Genomic DNA, 16,168 nt, shown 5'->3' on the forward strand with positions numbered 1-16,168 from the left:
GGATGTGACTGAAAGCCAATGCCTAACTGTAATGGTTGGGATATGCCCACTAGTCACGGTGTGGATATAGAGACTGCAATAAATAGGAGTATAGTGGCGAAAACGAGTTTAAAGACTACGTGTGGCATAAAGCTCCTAAAGTTGAAGTCATAAAGCGAGGGGTCGTAACCTTGTTCCTACTGACAATAGGGTATCCACATCAGGAGCCGTGTGATGTGAAAATATCAAGCACGGTTTTGAATTGGAGTTAGGGAAGGTGACTTCCCTTTCGACCATAACTGAATGCTGATCTGGCTGGCTGATATGTACTCTGAACCCACCAAACCAGCGACTAGACTGCTAATATAAGAGGTAATAAGTTGGGAATGGGGAAGTAAAGGTGATCTGGCTTTGAACCCAATTCCCAATTTTGTTATCTTGTAGATAAGCGTGCGAAGGAGGTGCTTGCTGATGTCATCTAAAATGAACTATAAAGATTATTATGGGATTTTGGGGGTGGATAAGAATGCCAGTCAACAGGAGATCAAAAAAGTCTACCGGAACTTAGCGCGGAAATATCACCCTGATGTGAATCCTAACGATCGCGCTGCGGAACAAAGATTTAAGGATATTAATGAAGCATACGAGGTTCTTGGCGATCGCGATAAACGACAGAAGTATGATCAATTTGGGAAATATTGGGACCCTTCTAGTGCGGGACCACCACCGGGAGGGGTAGGTGATTTTGACTTTAACCAATATGGTAATTTTGATGACTTTATTAATGAGTTACTAGGCAGGTTTGGCGGTAATCCTCGCCAGCCCTACGGCTATCCCAATGGTAGCGGTTATAGTGCTTTTGATGAGTTTGGCGACTTTTTTGGCGGCGGTAATAGGGGTTATGAACAAGTACCGCCCCGCGATTTTACGGCCACATTGCCTCTGACTTTTTCGGAGGCTTTTAAGGGGGTGGAAAAGAAATTTAACTTGGATGGAGAAACAATTAAGGTTAAAATTCCCCCAGGCGCGAAGCCTGATAGTCGGATTCGCTTAAAAGGAAAGGGGGGAGTTAGTCCGACTTCTGGAAAAAGAGGGGATTTATATTTGACTGTTGAACTGGAACCACATCCGTTTTTTCAGTTTGATGGAAATGATTTAATTTGTGAGGTGGGAATTACTCCAGAGGAGGCAGTTTTAGGGGCGGAAATTCAGGTTCCTACCCCTTCGGGTAAGGTGACAATGAAGGTTCCCCCAGGGGTGGCATCGGGACAGTCTCTGCGGCTGCGAGGTAAGGGTTGGCCGATTCCTAAAGGGGGACAAGGTGATCAGATTGTGCGGCTCAAGGTGGTAGCACCGAAAACTTTAAGCGATCGCCAACGACAACTATACCAAGAACTACAACAAATCAGCAGTTTTAACCCTCGTCAAAACCTAGAAAATTGGCTTAATTAAGTAAGATGTATAACCACTCACCAAAAGGAGAAGCTATGAACTCTCAAACTACCTGGGAAAATTTGGTAATCAATCAAACCGGAGAAGTTCGTGACTGGGTGAAAAGGAAATTAATTGAATCGGAAAATATGGCATCTTCTACCCGTCCGATTCGGAATTTTGAACGGGACGATTGGGAAAATGCCACAGTTGTAGATGTGGAAACTATCGCCTCTGAGGTGGTAGATGATCAGCCTGAAAGGTTATGGCGCAAGGTGAATGGCTGGTTTAAAACAGCTAGTGATATTTTGTGGCCGGCTATCTAAAATATAATCAAATGCTTGTTGGGAGACTGGTTAATGCAAGACAAAAAAGGATCTAATTTTGGTCAGTTTGGCGGTTATGCGATCGCCATTGTGTTGAGTGTAGGGTTAACTTTAGGATTCCTGCGATTGTTTCCTGATTGGTTAACCCCTGTAGCCCAGGCGACCATTAAGCAGGAAGTAGTAATGGCATCAAATACGCCACCGGAAACCGTGGCGCGTGTCCCCCAAAGGGTCGGAAATTTTGTCTCCGATGCTGTCAATCGTGTGGGTCCGGCGGTAGTGCGATTGGATACAGAAAGGACTGTTTCTACTAATATTCCTCAACCTTTTTTTGATGATCCATTTTTCCGGCGTTTCTTTGGGGAAGATATGCCACAATTTCCCCGGGAATATCAACAACGGGGACAAGGTTCGGGTTTTATTGTGGACAGTAATGGGATGATTTTAACTAACGCCCATGTTGTCCGAGGTGCAGATAAAGTTACCGTCACCCTGCGAGATGGTCGCCAATTTCAAGGAGAAGTTAAAGGCGCTGATGAACCTTCTGACTTAGCGGTGGTTAAGATTAATGGTAATAATTTACCAGTGGCTAAGTTGGGAAATTCGGCGGAAGTACAGGTAGGAGATTGGGCGATCGCTGTTGGTAATCCCCTCGGATTAGATAATACCGTGACTTTAGGAATTGTTAGCACTTTAAACCGCCCTAGTTCTCAGGTAGGAATCCCTGATAAACGCCTAGAATTTATCCAAACAGATGCCGCTATTAACCCTGGAAATTCTGGGGGACCTTTGTTAAATGAACAAGGGGAAGTAATTGGCATAAATACAGCCATTCGCGCTGATGGTCAAGGGATTGGTTTTGCCATTCCTATTGATACCGCTAAGGCTATTAAAGACAATTTAGCCAGGGGTGAAAGAATCCCTCATCCTTTTATTGGTATTCGGATGATTACTTTAACACCAGAATTAGCTCAGGAGTTTAATAGTGATCCTAACTCCATGGTGATGATTCCTGAAATTGATGGAGTTTTGGTAGTTCAGGTTATTCCTGACAGTCCAGCCGCCAACGCCGGTTTACGTCGCGGTGATGTGGTGACTAAAATTGATGGTAAATCCATTACTCAAGCAGACCAACTACAGAGGGTTGTCGAAAAAGCCCAAATTGGGAAGCCTTTAAGACTGGAAGTGAGACGAGGAAATGCTACGGAACAAATCGCGGTGCGTCCTGGGGAACTACAGGATGCTAACTTGAGTCGGTAAGACTGGGGCTATTCCCTAAGTTGACAATTGTGAAAGTGGCGATCGGGTAATCATTACGCGATCGCTGCTTTTCGTGTTTTATAATAAAGTCATCACATTAGCTGGGTTTATGAATCATGCTACCAAAATTAAAAAGACGACTTTTCCTCATTTTAGAAGTCTGGACTATCCATGATTCATTTAGTAAAATTTTTGATTTTTTTATTATTACTTTAATCGTCCTCAATGTCATCGCAGTTTCTTTGGCGACTGTCGCTGACTTGAGACAAAGATATTATGTTTTATTCCAAAACTTTGAATATTTTTCCATTGCTGCCTTTAGCATCGAATATCTTTTAAGGCTGTGGTCTTGTACCATAGATGAACATTACAAGCATCCATTGTGGGGACGAATTAAATATATGTTTACCCCTTTGGCTTTAATTGATTTGATGGCAGTTTTACCCTTTTACTTGCCGATGATGATTCCCGATATGAGGGCGGCGCGTTTATTTCGTTTAATTCGATTTTTGCGGTTTTTTAAACTGACTCGATATCTTAAATCATTTAACCTAATTAAAAGTGTATTAAACAATAAAAAAGAAGAGTTAATTATGACTCTGGGTATGGTGATAATTTTGTTATTTTTCTCCGGGAGTATCATCTATTTTTTGGAAAATGAAGCCCAACCAGAACAGTTTGCTAATATTCCTTTAGCCATTTGGTGGGCGGTAGTCACATTGACGACCGTTGGCTATGGTGATGTTTATCCCATTACCCCCTGGGGGAGATTATTGGGGGCGGTTCTCGCCATCACTGGTATTGGTATTATTGCACTTCCCGCAGGTATTATCGCCTCTGGCTTTGCGGAGGTCATTGAGGAAAGAAAAGCCCAAAAATATCAAGTCACTACATTTATATGCCCCCACTGTGGTAAAATGATTAATAGTAATGACCTAAAACACGCCCGTCATAGAATCAAAAAAGAGGAGATTATAGAAGAATGGGACTAGAAAGAAGAATGTGTAGGGAAATGTTTGAACCCACGGAAGTGGTGGAACTGCGCCAGATGTGTTTTACCCCTAATCGCATTTGGCAAGCCGGACAATATATGGTGGGGGAGTTGCCAGATATTGCCTTTGATATGGGATTAGTGGAAAGACTGCCTTCCGTGCGCGGAAATAGTGCGGATATCGATACTATTAACCCCTCTGAACATTGATGAATTTCCCCGATTAAAAAAACGAGTTATGGTTAAAGATGCTTATGGGTGGATGCAGCGATCGCTCAATACCATTCACCAGGCTAATTGGTATCGTTCCGTTACACCCATTGCTAGTCTTCCCGGTCCTATCATTACTGTAAATGGGCGAGAAATGCTCAATTTTGCCAGTAATGATTACTTGGGTTTAGCAGGGGATAAACGTTTAATAGAAGCCGCCATGAATGCGACCCGTGAGTGGGGGACAGGAACCACTGGCTCGCGACTTTTAACCGGACATCGGGAATTGCACAGACAGCTAGAATTGGCGATCGCCAACCTCAAAAATACCGAAGATGCCATAGTTTTTAGTTCCGGTTATTTAGCTAATATTGGCACTATTAGCGCCCTCGTTAATCAGCGAGATATCATTCTCTCTGATGAGTATAACCACTCCAGTTTAAAAATGGGGGCAAAACTCAGCGGCGCGACCGTTTTTAACTATCCCCACAGCGACATTAATCACCTAACCAACCTGTTAAAAAATCATCGCCACCAACACCGCAGAAGTCTAATTATTACCGACACTCTGTTTAGTATGGACGGTGATTTATCCCCCCTACCACAATTAGTAGAACTCGCCCAAGAGTTTGATAGTATGTTATTAGTCGATGAAGCCCACGCTACCGGAGTCTTTGGAAAAAATGGCGCGGGTTGTGTCGAATACTTCCATTTGACCGGGACTCCCCTGTTACAAATGGGAACCCTAAGTAAGGCTTTAGGAAGTTTGGGAGGTTATGTAGCAGGTTCAGCCACAGCCATTGATTTTTTGCGAAACCGCGCCCCTAGTTGGATTTATACAACGGGTTTAACTCCAGCCGATACAGCAGCCGCTTTAACAGCAATTAAAATTGTCCAACAAGAACCCCAACGACGCGCTAAATTATGGGAAAATGTGGCAACTATTCAGGCAAAATTAAAGAATATTGATAATTCTGAAAATCCCAATTTTTCCGGCTTTACCAGTTTTACTTCCCCCATTTTATGCTACCCCCTAAAAAATGCAGCGATCGCTTTACAGGTAGCCCAAAAATTACAACAGCAGGGAATTTTTGCCCCCGCCATTCGCCCCCCCACCGTCACCACCAGCAGGCTGCGGATTTCCTTAATGGCAACCCATGAACCAGAACATATTGACAAATTGATAGAGTTTATTATGGCAATTTAAACGATTATCTGTTACACTAATTAATGGCTAAATAGGAGTTAATGATGAGTAAGATTATTTTAATTACTGGAGTAAGTCGAGGTTTAGGTAGAGTTTTGACCGAGAGTTTTATTGATTTAGGACATACCGTTCTTGGTTGCGCTCGTTCCCGGGAACCCATAGACCTGCTGACCCAAAAATATGGAAAACCCCATAATTTTCAAGTAGTTAATGTCGAAGAACCTCAAGCCGTAGAAAATTGGATTAATCACCTATTCAAAAATTATCCAGCCCCCGATATAGTCATTAATAACGCCGCTATAATTAATCCACTTGCGCCCCTGTGGGAAGTGCCACCCCATGAATTTAATCAGGTAATTGATGTCAATATTAAAGGAGTAGCAAATGTGATCCGCTATCTAGTCCCCGCCATGATGAAACGGGGTACCGGTATCATCATTAATCTGAGTTCCGGTTGGGGGCGATCTACTTCTCCCCAGGTAGCCCCCTATTGTACCTCAAAATGGGCGATCGAAGGGTTAACCCAAGCCCTCGCGCAGGAACTTCCCCCAGGGTTAGCAGCCATTCCCATGAGTCCGGGAATTATTCACACAGATATGTTAGAAATTTGTTATGGGGAAGATGCAGCCGCTTTTACTTCCCCACAGGAATGGGTAAAAAAAGCAGTTCCCTTTATTCTAGGACTTAGCCCCAAACAAAATGGGGTTCCCGTAACTGTTCCCAATTAAATTATCAGCCATTTTTTGAGTAATTATTAACCCATTTATCACCAAAAATCGTGAAAATTATCAGCCAATATTTAATCAAACTTATCCCCATCATCGGCATAACTGCCCTATTAAGTAGTTGTGCCAACAGTACCCTAGGAGACTCCTTACAACAATCTTTAGAAGCAGATCCACAACTCCAAGAAAATCCCCCTTTTCAGGAATCGGCTGCCACAGAAAATCAGCCTATTTCACCCCCTGATGATTTTCTGAAATTACCCGAAAATTTCCCCCAGGAAATCTCCATTTATCCCGGTTCCAGCTTACAAGATGTCACCCTCGCCGCCAGCGATACACAAAAAACCTCAACAGTTTGGCGAACCACCGACCCCATTGATTTCGTCAGAACCTACTACCAAAATAGATTGGCATCAGATGGCTGGGAAATAGTTAGCAATGCTGACCAAGAAAGTGATGGTTTGTTGGTGGCGACTAAACAGGATTTACAGGTAACAATTAACCTGAAATTAGACCAAGTATTAGAGGGAAAAACTAAGTTTTCTATAGATTATTCTCGCGACCCAGAAGCGATCGCCTCTCAACCCCAACCTACCCCTTCCGAGTCTCCAGAGTCTCCTGACCCTACAGCCGCCACTTCAAGTCCTACCCCAGAACCTGAAACTACTCCCACCCCTACCCCCACCCCTTCTACAACTGGCGACATTCCCCAGGAATTAAAACAGTTTGCTATGGATGTCGCCAAACTAGGTGTTTTTGAGCAAAATTTTCCTAATCCTAACCAAGCTATTACCAGGGGAGAATTTGCCCGCGCTTTAGTCCAAGCAAACAATAAGATTTATGCTGATATTCCAGGTAGACAAATTCGTTTATCCATTTCTAGTAGTCAACCTGTATTTACCGATGTTCCCGCCAATCATCCCTATTTTGCCGAAATTCAAGGATTAGCTGAAGCTGGCTTAATTCCTAGTTCTTTATCTGGGGATACTACCGCCGTTCAATTCCGCCCAGATGCCCCCTTAACCCGCGAGTATTTAATCCTTTGGAAGGTCCCCTTAGATATCCGCCAAGGCTTACCCCAAGGGACTGTAGATGCCGTTGAACAACGTTGGGGATTTCAGGATGCCTCCAAAATTAATAGTAATGCCATCAGGGCGATTTTAGCAGATTTTGATAATGGAGATAATGCTAATATTCGGCGAGTGTTTGGGTTTACTACCCTATTTCAACCGCAAAGAACTGTCACCAGGGCGGAAGCAGCGACAGCTTTATGGTATTTTGGATTTCAAGGAGATGGGCGAACCGTTAGAGAGATTTTAGAAGTTAATCAGACACCAGTTAGTTAAGCAGTTTTTTGATTATGTGGAAACCAGAACTATTAGCCCCAGCCAAGAATTTAGAAAGATTACAAGTTGCCATTACCTATGGCGCAGATGCTGTCTATCTAGGCGGTCAAAATTATGGATTGCGAGCTAGGGCTGATAATTTTAGCCCCGAAGATTTACAGAGAGGTGTCACATTTGCCCATGAACGGGGGGCTAAAGTTTATGTAACTTTAAATGCTTTCCTCCATGATGAAGATTTTAGCGAATTTGGGGATTATTGTCAACTGTTAGAACAGCTCAATGTGGATGCAGTCATTGTCTCCGATTTGGGAGTTATGCGAGTTATTAACAACTGTTCTAATCTGAAAATTCACCTATCAACTCAGGCTTCCTGTTTAAATGGATATGCAGCCAGACTCTGGGCTAGATTTGGGGTCGATCGCCTAATTTTAGGTAGGGAAGTTAGCATCACCGAAGCTGGTCAAATGCGGGCTAAATTCTCAGCCGAAAATCCCCAAGCAGCACCCTTAGAAATTGAGATGTTTATTCATGGGGCGATGTGTATGGCATATTCTGGACATTGTACCATTTCTAATTATACCGCCGGACGGGATTCTAACCGAGGTGGATGTATTCAATCTTGTCGCCTTCCTTATCAACTATCTTCTGAGGATTCTACCATTACGTTTATGTCCTCCAAAGATTTGTGGGGTATCTATCAGGTCGGTGATTTTTTCAAACATCACATTTGTTCCCTAAAAATTGAAGGACGGATGAAATCATCCTTTTATGTAGCGATGACTTGTAAAGCCTATCGTCGGGCGATTGATGCTTATTCTCAAGGTGAGTTAACCCCGGAATTATTGCAGGAAATAGCGGCAGATTTACAGTCAATTCCCCACAGGGATTATTTTTCTGGTTCCCTAGAAACGGCGGCGGGTGAGGGTTCGGTTTTTGAGCAAGCCGCCGGAAATAATACCGGAACTCATGATTATTTAGGGATGGTTTTAGATACGACTGAAGAGGCGATCGCTATCAAATTGGTAGAACCTTTATCTGTGGGAGATAAAGTCGAGTTTATCCTGCCCCATGGTCAGCCTATTAATTATCAAGTTAATAGTTTATTTTCCGTAGTCGGTGAGGAGATTAATTTTATGCGAAAAGATGGTATTGTTTGTATTACCAAAGTCCCCGAATTAGCGCAGGTTCACCAACTGCATTTGCTGAGATTATCTCCATCCAAAGTAGAAATAACAGCCCCATACTCTATGGTTACTGGTAGTTAATTAGGGAATAATTGATGCTATAATAAACTAATTGCTTTAAATAGCCGGGAAACGTGGAGCATGAAAACTGATGTTAAAGCAGCGGCGATCGCTGCCAAACAATATCTTATTTCTCTATGGGAGACTATGGGCAACCTAGATATTCAAGATTTGAGAGTCGAAGAAGTCGAACTTTCTGAGGATGATCAATCTTGGTTGATTACTTTAGGCTTTACTCGTCCAGCCGATAGATTAGAAGATCCTTTGGGTGAAGTTTTGGAGACTTCTCGCTATCGGCGAGAGTATAAAATATTTAAGGTGGATGCCGAAACTAGCCAGGTTAAATCCATGAAAATTAGACAGGTATGATTCGCGATTTAGATATTTTATTGAAAATTAGCTAGTTATCTGCAAAGCCAATCAATTGATGTGATTAACTTTAACCATTTAAGATTCTAAAATTAGGGAATAATAATTGATGATATTTAATACTTTTGTGGGTAGTTTAGAGGACTTAGATAGATGCGCTAGGGTAGCTAATTTGGGGGAGGTTTTATTAGAACCTTTTTTATTAGCTAGACAGGGAAAGTTAACCGCGCCAGAGGTTTTTTTTCTGGCGGAAGAGGCGAAAAAGCGGGGGTTGCGTCCGGTTTTGGTGTGGGATATTTTAATGACCGAAGGGGTGATGATGCAAATTGTCGATCGCCTCTGTGATTGGGATCTCCTAAATTTTGCCGCTATTCGAGTATGTGATCCCGGCGCGGCAGAATGGTTAATCGTTCATTATCCCCAATTACCTATTCAGTTAATTGTAGAGACAGGAAATCATAATTTTGAGGCATTAACAGGATGGTGTGAACTGTTCGCTGGATGTTTAGAACGTCTGATTTTATCAATTGAAATTCCCGAAAATAAGTTAATTAAATATTGCCAGAAATTACCAGTACCCTGTGAAGTCTTGGGGGTGGGGAGAATTTTGCTTTTTTACTCACCCCGATCGCTATTAGCTGAACATATATCAGAGGAGAATAATCAAGGTTTTCTTGAGGTCAAAGCTAGGGCAGAAGAAAATGGCGATCGCCCCCTTCCTGCGGTAGAAACTCACCACGGAACTTTTCTATTTTTAGATAAAGATTGGTTTATTTTAGATCAACTTGAGGGACTACAAAAGGCGGGTTTACATACCCTGCGCCTAGACCTCAGACATTTCGGGAAAAATGGTAATTTAGCTCCAGATATTGACCAGATATGTGAGCAAATTTTCACCGACCCAGTAACCCTTAAAAACCATTGGCAGACTGAAGCGCGATCGCCATTTTTTAAAGCTAATCGAACTACCTCTATTTTCTCCCGAATGAAGTCAAAATCCAAAATTTCCCATTATCGCAATGATTTATGTGTCGCTGAAGCATTGGGGGGAGAAAGTGGTAAATATATCGTTTTCCAAGTCCTACGTCCTTTTGATATCTCCGAAATTAATCAAGTGGTAATTCCCACCGGAGAAAAAGTTAATATTCCTGAAACTGTGACATTTAAGAATCTCCAAGGATACCCAATCACAAAAGGCGATCGTGACCAAATTATCATCACCAACTGGATTAAAAAAGTTACCCCAGGTAGTTTAATTTTACGCAATTAATCCTAGGTATGGTCAGCAATAAATTTCAGTTTAAACAGTTTACTATTTTTCAGGATCGCTGTGGGATGAAAGTCGGCACAGACGGGGTAATATTAGGAACCTGGACAGATATAAAATCTGTCGATAATATCTTAGATATTGGGACGGGAAGCGGATTAATTGCTTTAATCTTAGCCCAACGTTCCCCGGCGGAAATTGAGGCAGTAGAAATTGATAAAGATGCTTATATACAAGCCAGTGAAAATATAGCTAATTCCCCGTGGCGATCGCGTCTAAAAATATATCATAATTCTATCCAAAAATATGCGGATTTCTGTGATATACAATACGATTTAATCATTTCTAATCCCCCCTTTTTTGCCAATGCTTATAAACCAGATAATCATCAAATAGCCCTCGCCAAACATAGCGACAGCCTCTCCCAGATAGATATCTTACAAGTAACTACCAAATTATTAAAACCCACCGGGAAACTGGCAATAATTTATCCCACAGCAGCCGCCATCAAGTTTCAAGAAATCGCCGCCACTTTCGGATTATATTGCGATCGTCAATTGTTAATCAAACCCACAGCTACACATTCCGTGAAACGCATAATTATGGAATTAGGAAAAACTCCAAAAACCTGTCAGACACACACCTTGATAATTGAAAAAGATCGACACATTTACAGTGATGAATTTATCGCCTTAATTCGTGATTTTTATTTAAAATATTAAAGGCTCGAATTGTCATCAGATGAATAGTAGGATAAATCATGCTATAATTAGATAGCAGTTGTCAATTAATGGAGTTATCAACATGGTAAAAATACTCGATATTTCCGTTGGTCTACACTCCCAACTACCTACTTGGCCAGGAGGTTTAAACTTTCAACTTGAGTCTACCAAAACCATTGACCAACATGGGGTAAATGTTTCTAAAATGGCAAGCAGCGTTCATGTGGGAACCCATGTAGATGCCCCCTCTCATTTTATTGATGGTGGTCCTACTGTTGAACAACTATCATTAGAGACGTTAATCGGGCGGGCTTTAGTAATTTCCGTGGCTGATGTTACCGCAATTACTGCTAATTTATTAAATCAATTAAACATCCCCAAAGACACGGAAAGACTCTTGTTTAAAACTGCCAATTCTCAGCTTTGGGAGCGAGGAATATCGGAATTTAAACAAGATTATGTTGCCTTAACTGCTGATGCAGCCCAATGGGTAGTTGATGCTGGTATTCAATTAGTCGGTGTTGACTATCTTTCAGTTCAAAGGTTTAATGATAGTCCCTTAACCCATGAAATCTTATTGACTGCAGGAGTGGTTATTTTAGAAGGCATTAATTTAGCTGAAATTGCACCGGGAGAATATCAGTTAATTTGTCTACCTTTAAAAATTATCGGGTCAGAGGGTGCGCCAGCTAGGGCGGTTTTATTGCCATATAACTGTAGCAATGGCTAAGATGCCAAAACTGATAATTATTAGCCCAGACACTCGATTAACCCATTGAAAAATAGTAGAATTTAAGCGATCGCGAAATAATTCAATGAACCCCACCAAGAGTAACCACCAGAGGGCGGAACCAAAAAAGACTCCTAACACTAACAAAGTGGCATCAAAATAGTTATTGGCTTCCCCTAAACCCAAACCCGAAAAAATACCAATAAACCCTAAAATCGTCATGGGATTAGTGAGAGTTAACAAAAATGTGGAAGCATAAGCACCGAGTTTATGGTTAATTTGAGCAGACTCATTAGCTGGTTTATCCCGAAAAATTTTTAAGCCCAAATAGCATAAAAATAAACCGCCCAATATTCTTAATAATGTTTGTTGACCGAGGAGTAAACTAGAAATTGCGGTGAGTCCAAAGCCAGCCATAAAGCCATAAATTGCATCAGCAGTAGCCGCGCCCAAACCAGATAATAAGCCAACTATTTTACCTTGAGTAAGAGACCTCCTAATACATAAAATTCCAATGGGTCCAACTGGCGCAGCAATGGAGAAGCCAATAACTAAACCTTTAGCCAAAAACATAATATTCATCTGGGTATTTGATGGTTGAACTATTACATGATATTATCAAATTTATAAATTGCAAAAATTATCAGTAATGTCTGTTACCGTCATTATTGATGTTGGGGAGGCAGGTTGGTTGTAAAATATGATTGTATGACCCGATATGGAAAATTAAATTATGACTAATTTCTGGGATACAGAACTTTATCTAAGTTCCGACAAAGACCAACTATTTGAACAGGAAACCTGGCCAAAACCTTTTACTTTTAATGAAGATGTGGTGCGGGTTTTTGATGATATGGTTTCCCGTTCGGTTCCCCTATATAAAGAAGTGGTCGCCTGTGCGGTACAATGGACGAAAGCCTATTATCAACCTGGTACTAAAATTATTGATGTGGGTTGTTCAACGGGGACGTTTTTAGAGTTACTGGGGCGATTTTTAAAAACACCTGCTACCCTAGTTGGTATTGACAACTCGGAACCCATGTTAGCGAAAGCTAAAGAAAAGTTATCAGGTTTAGAAGACATCCACGACATAGAGTTAATCTGTCAAAGTGCGGAAAATAGTAGTTTTGAAAATAGTAGTATTGTGGTGATGAATTATACTCTACAATTTCTGCCAGTTCACCAGAGACAACAGGTTTTAAATGCGGTTTATGAAGGGTTAGTTCCGGGTGGTTTATTATTCCTGAGTGAAAAATTACGATCGCCTTATCCCCAATTCCAGGAAACCATGACCCGCCATTATGAAGCCTTTAAAACCCGAAATGGCTATGCTCAAAATGAGATTGAACGCAAAAAGGAAGCCCTAGAAAATGTCTTAATTCCCCTCACTCAAATGCAACAGGTAGCCATGCTGCATGACAGTGGCTTTGCGGCTGTTGATTCTTTGTTAAAGTTTCACAATTTTACCTCATTTATTGCTCTAAAATAACCCCAAATAAACCTTCCCTAATTATTGATAAAAACTTGACAGATAATCAGGATTATTATATGTACCATGCTGATGATTATTTAGCCGCCTATGATATCGACATTAACCGTGATGGGATTCAGCAACAGCGCCAATGGGCTTATCCTCGGTTATTTGATGATAAAATCAAGCGGTATAGAGAAGCAGTAGAAGCAGTTGAGGATATCCAAACCCAATGGTTTGATTTTTCGGGTTCGGTGGTGAAAATCGGACGCTTGGGGGAACTTTCCCCAGACCAGCAACAGCGGTTTGAGGCGACATTAAAGACTTTCTGCCCCTGGAAAAAAGGACCTTTTGAATTATTTGGAACGCTGATAGATGCGGAATGGCGATCGCATTTAAAATGGGAAAGAATTACCCCCCATATTCAGCCCCTCACACAGCGAAAAGTAGCAGATATTGGCTGCCATAATGGTTATTATATGTTTCGCATGGCAGACCAGCAACCCGATTGTGTAATTGGCTTTGAACCCTACGCCAAACACTTTTGGAACTTCCAACTAATGCAAAACCTAGTCCGTCAGGAAAACCTACATTTTGAATTATTAGGAGTCGAACATATAGATTATTATCCCCAATTTTTCGATACCATTTTCTGCTTAGGTATTCTCTATCACCACACCGACCCCATTGGTTTATTGCGAAAAATGCGGCAAGCCCTAGCCCCAAAAGGAGAAATCATCATCGACTGTCAGGGTATCCCCGGAGAAAAAGCGATCGCCCTCACCCCTCGCCAACGTTACGCCAACGCCAAAGGAATTTGGTTTCTCCCCACCCAGTCCTGTTTAGAAACCTGGATGATTAGGGCAGGATTTACTAAAGTTCGCTGTATTTTCGCCTCACCTTTATCAGTAGAAGAACAACGCCGGACTCCCTGGGCTAATATCGACAGTTTACAGGAGTTTCTCAACCCCGAAAACCCCCAGGAAACCATGGAAGGATACCCCGCCCCGTGGAGATATTATGCGATCGCCCAACGGGGGTAATTACTGCCAACTACTATGATTTGGGGCGAGTTTAGCCAGATTGGCGACCCACTAAAAAGCTGTCGATATCACCCGCCCCTAAACCAGGTAATCACTAATCCTTAGCGAGTATTGCCGGACTAGAAATCACATCAATAGTTGCCACAGTTTCCGCCTGAGAAATAGCCGCCTGTTGGAATAGGGGACTACGGCTCACAGAATCATTAGCCAGGGTAAACAAAGGATTAGATAAAATCCCCGCCAGAGAGGTGACAATTACCGACAAAACCAAACCCACCTGTAAGGGACGCATCCCCGGCAAATTCCAGCGAATTGGCGGATAATTTTTCACCACATCAGACATTTCGTGAGGTTCCTTAACCACCATCATTTTCACTACCCGAATGTAGTAGTAAATCGAAACCACACTGGTAACTAAACCCAGTAAAACCAGGGCATATAACCCCGCTTGCCAACCAGCCCAGAATAGATAAATTTTCCCAAAAAATCCAGCCAGGGGAGGAATACCACCCAAAGACAACAGACAAATACTCAACCCCAAAGTTAGTAGGGGGTCTTTTTGATACAAACCGCTATATTCACTAATTTGGTCTGTACCTGTCCGCAGAGAGAACAGAATCACGCAGGTAAAACCGCCCAAGTTCATAAACAGGTAAATCAACAGGTAAAATACCATGCTGGAATAACCCGCATCAGTTCCGGCAATTAACCCAATCATGACAAACCCAGCCTGGGCGATGGAAGAATAAGCCAACATCCGTTTCATGCTGGTTTGGGCTAGGGCGACCACATTTCCTAAGATCATACTCAGGATGGCTAGGGCGGTAAACACAAAGTGCCACTGTTCGGACAATACAGGGAAAGCATTTAATAACAGACGAATTGCTAAAGCAAACCCGGCAGCCTTAGACCCCACCGATAGAAATGCCACCACAGGAGTTGGTGAACCTTCATACACATCAGGAGTCCACTGGTGGAAAGGAACCGCCGAGATTTTAAAGGAAATTCCCGCAATTACAAATACTAAAGCAATTACCAGCCCCAGAGATTCACCTACTCCATTATTAGTAATGGCTTGGGCGATCGCATTTAGGTTAGTTTCACCGCCAGATAAACCATACAGCAACGATAAACCATACAGGAACACGGCCGCACTAGCTGCCCCAATTAGCAGATATTTCAGCGCCGCCTCATTAGACCGAGGGTCTCGTTTAGCGTATCCTGTCAGCATATAAGAGGAAATACTGAGGGTTTCCAGGGAGACGAAGATCATCACCAACTCATTAGCCCCAGACAGGAACATCCCCCCCAGAGTCGCTGTCAGCAAAATACAAATAAATTCTGCTAAAGCGGTTCCCGTTTGTTCAATATAGCTAACGGACATCAAAATTGTCACCGCGGCCGACAGGGCAATAATTCCCCGGAATACTATACTCAGAGGATCAGCATTAAAACTCCCCAAAAACGCTAGGGTGTTGGTATTATCCCATTGGGAGTATAAAGCCACGATAGACAGCAGCAACCCACCAATGGCGGCATATGGTGTCCATTTAGCAGATGCTGTCCGCCCTACAATTAAATCACCGATCAAGACCACCATCAAAGTGATCAATACAATACTTTCTGGTAAAATCGCCCCAGCATTCAACTGGGCTGCTAGATTAGAAAAATCCATAGGTTCCCACAGCAATTAAATTCACACACTGATACATTTGGCCCCTAGGGGACAGTCTTGGGTCTGTTAGCTTTCCGATTTTACCACCTGTTGGGTCTGATACATTTACGCGACATTTTTCCGGTTGTTCCCGGACAATGCAACGATAGCACTATTACCCGTTAAGGTAACA

At 42.3% G+C, this 16,168-nt stretch carries 17 protein-coding genes and 1 pseudogene; 15 read left to right on the forward strand and 3 right to left on the reverse strand.

The window, feature by feature from the left end; all coding sequences use genetic code 11:
• The first annotated feature begins 450 nt into the window (after positions 1 to 450).
• From ACTIE0_RS18105 to ACTIE0_RS18165, 13 genes are all read left to right on the forward strand, one after another.
• Positions 451 to 1,431 carry a DnaJ C-terminal domain-containing protein gene (locus ACTIE0_RS18105; RefSeq protein ID WP_006622457.1) on the forward strand — a complete coding sequence of 327 codons (981 nt, stop codon included), beginning with the start codon at positions 451 to 453 and terminating at the stop codon, positions 1,429 to 1,431.
• A gap of 35 nt (positions 1,432 to 1,466) precedes the next feature.
• A complete protein-coding gene (locus ACTIE0_RS18110) occupies positions 1,467 to 1,736 on the forward strand; it encodes a hypothetical protein (RefSeq protein ID WP_006622456.1) in 270 nt (89 codons plus the stop codon).
• 33 nt (positions 1,737 to 1,769) lie between these two features.
• Positions 1,770 to 2,996 carry an HhoA/HhoB/HtrA family serine endopeptidase gene (locus tag ACTIE0_RS18115; protein WP_006622455.1) on the forward strand — a complete coding sequence of 409 codons (1,227 nt, stop codon included), beginning with the start codon at positions 1,770 to 1,772 and terminating at the stop codon, positions 2,994 to 2,996.
• A gap of 116 nt (positions 2,997 to 3,112) precedes the next feature.
• Positions 3,113 to 3,988: an ion transporter gene (locus ACTIE0_RS18120; protein ID WP_006622454.1), complete on the forward strand. Its 876-nt coding sequence runs from the start codon at positions 3,113 to 3,115 to the stop codon at positions 3,986 to 3,988.
• Entirely contained in the window at positions 3,979 to 4,197 is a 219-nt protein-coding gene (locus ACTIE0_RS18125) for a hypothetical protein (RefSeq protein ID WP_006622453.1), read from the forward strand. Before ACTIE0_RS18120 ends, ACTIE0_RS18125 begins: the two co-directional genes overlap by 10 nt.
• A gap of 28 nt (positions 4,198 to 4,225) precedes the next feature.
• The gene (gene bioF / locus ACTIE0_RS18130) at positions 4,226 to 5,404 is read left to right on the forward strand and encodes an 8-amino-7-oxononanoate synthase (RefSeq protein WP_006622452.1); all 1,179 of its coding nucleotides are present in this window, start codon (positions 4,226 to 4,228) and stop codon (positions 5,402 to 5,404) included.
• Positions 5,405 to 5,448: 44 nt separating this feature from the next.
• Positions 5,449 to 6,132, forward strand: a complete 684-nt coding sequence (locus tag ACTIE0_RS18135; RefSeq protein ID WP_006670039.1) for an SDR family oxidoreductase — start codon at positions 5,449 to 5,451, stop codon at positions 6,130 to 6,132.
• Positions 6,133 to 6,182: 50 nt separating this feature from the next.
• Positions 6,183 to 7,475: an S-layer homology domain-containing protein gene (locus ACTIE0_RS18140; protein WP_006622450.1), complete on the forward strand. Its 1,293-nt coding sequence runs from the start codon at positions 6,183 to 6,185 to the stop codon at positions 7,473 to 7,475.
• A 14-nt stretch (positions 7,476 to 7,489) separates the two neighbouring features.
• Positions 7,490 to 8,740: a peptidase U32 family protein gene (locus tag ACTIE0_RS18145; protein WP_006622449.1), complete on the forward strand. Its 1,251-nt coding sequence runs from the start codon at positions 7,490 to 7,492 to the stop codon at positions 8,738 to 8,740.
• Between the two features lie 60 nt (positions 8,741 to 8,800).
• Positions 8,801 to 9,088 carry a hypothetical protein gene (locus tag ACTIE0_RS18150; protein ID WP_006622448.1) on the forward strand — a complete coding sequence of 96 codons (288 nt, stop codon included), beginning with the start codon at positions 8,801 to 8,803 and terminating at the stop codon, positions 9,086 to 9,088.
• 109 nt (positions 9,089 to 9,197) lie between these two features.
• Positions 9,198 to 10,358 (forward strand): U32 family peptidase, encoded by a 1,161-nt coding sequence (locus ACTIE0_RS18155; protein WP_006670040.1) that lies wholly within the window; start codon positions 9,198 to 9,200, stop codon positions 10,356 to 10,358.
• 8 nt (positions 10,359 to 10,366) lie between these two features.
• Complete coding sequence (locus ACTIE0_RS18160) at positions 10,367 to 11,077, forward strand: tRNA1(Val) (adenine(37)-N6)-methyltransferase (RefSeq protein WP_006622446.1); 711 nt, start codon at positions 10,367 to 10,369, stop codon at positions 11,075 to 11,077.
• An 82-nt stretch (positions 11,078 to 11,159) separates the two neighbouring features.
• The gene (locus ACTIE0_RS18165) at positions 11,160 to 11,807 is read left to right on the forward strand and encodes a cyclase family protein (protein ID WP_006622445.1); all 648 of its coding nucleotides are present in this window, start codon (positions 11,160 to 11,162) and stop codon (positions 11,805 to 11,807) included.
• Here ACTIE0_RS18165 and ACTIE0_RS18170 read toward each other — a convergent pair.
• Entirely contained in the window at positions 11,778 to 12,389 is a 612-nt protein-coding gene (locus tag ACTIE0_RS18170; RefSeq protein ID WP_006622444.1) for a LysE family translocator, read from the reverse strand. The genes ACTIE0_RS18165 and ACTIE0_RS18170 overlap by 30 nt on opposite strands.
• Before the next feature lie 151 nt (positions 12,390 to 12,540).
• Between ACTIE0_RS18170 and cmoA the strand changes: the two genes are divergently transcribed.
• Positions 12,541 to 13,296, forward strand: a complete 756-nt coding sequence (gene cmoA, locus ACTIE0_RS18175; RefSeq protein WP_006622443.1) for a carboxy-S-adenosyl-L-methionine synthase CmoA — start codon at positions 12,541 to 12,543, stop codon at positions 13,294 to 13,296.
• Between the two features lie 35 nt (positions 13,297 to 13,331).
• Positions 13,332 to 14,321, forward strand: coding sequence for a tRNA 5-methoxyuridine(34)/uridine 5-oxyacetic acid(34) synthase CmoB (cmoB, locus tag ACTIE0_RS18180; protein ID WP_235720252.1), 990 nt, complete (start codon positions 13,332 to 13,334; stop codon positions 14,319 to 14,321).
• Between the two features lie 94 nt (positions 14,322 to 14,415).
• Here cmoB and ACTIE0_RS18185 read toward each other — a convergent pair whose 3' ends face one another.
• Both ACTIE0_RS18185 and ACTIE0_RS18190 read right to left on the reverse strand, forming a co-directional pair.
• A complete protein-coding gene (locus ACTIE0_RS18185) occupies positions 14,416 to 15,996 on the reverse strand; it encodes an NAD(P)H-quinone oxidoreductase subunit N (RefSeq protein WP_006670041.1) in 1,581 nt (526 codons plus the stop codon).
• 105 nt (positions 15,997 to 16,101) lie between these two features.
• Positions 16,102 to 16,168, reverse strand: a pseudogene (locus ACTIE0_RS18190) (zinc ribbon domain-containing protein); the annotation flags it as partial.

This window comes from Limnospira sp. (assembly GCF_051859755.1).
Classification (GTDB): Bacteria; Cyanobacteriota; Cyanobacteriia; order Cyanobacteriales; family Microcoleaceae; genus Limnospira; species Limnospira fusiformis.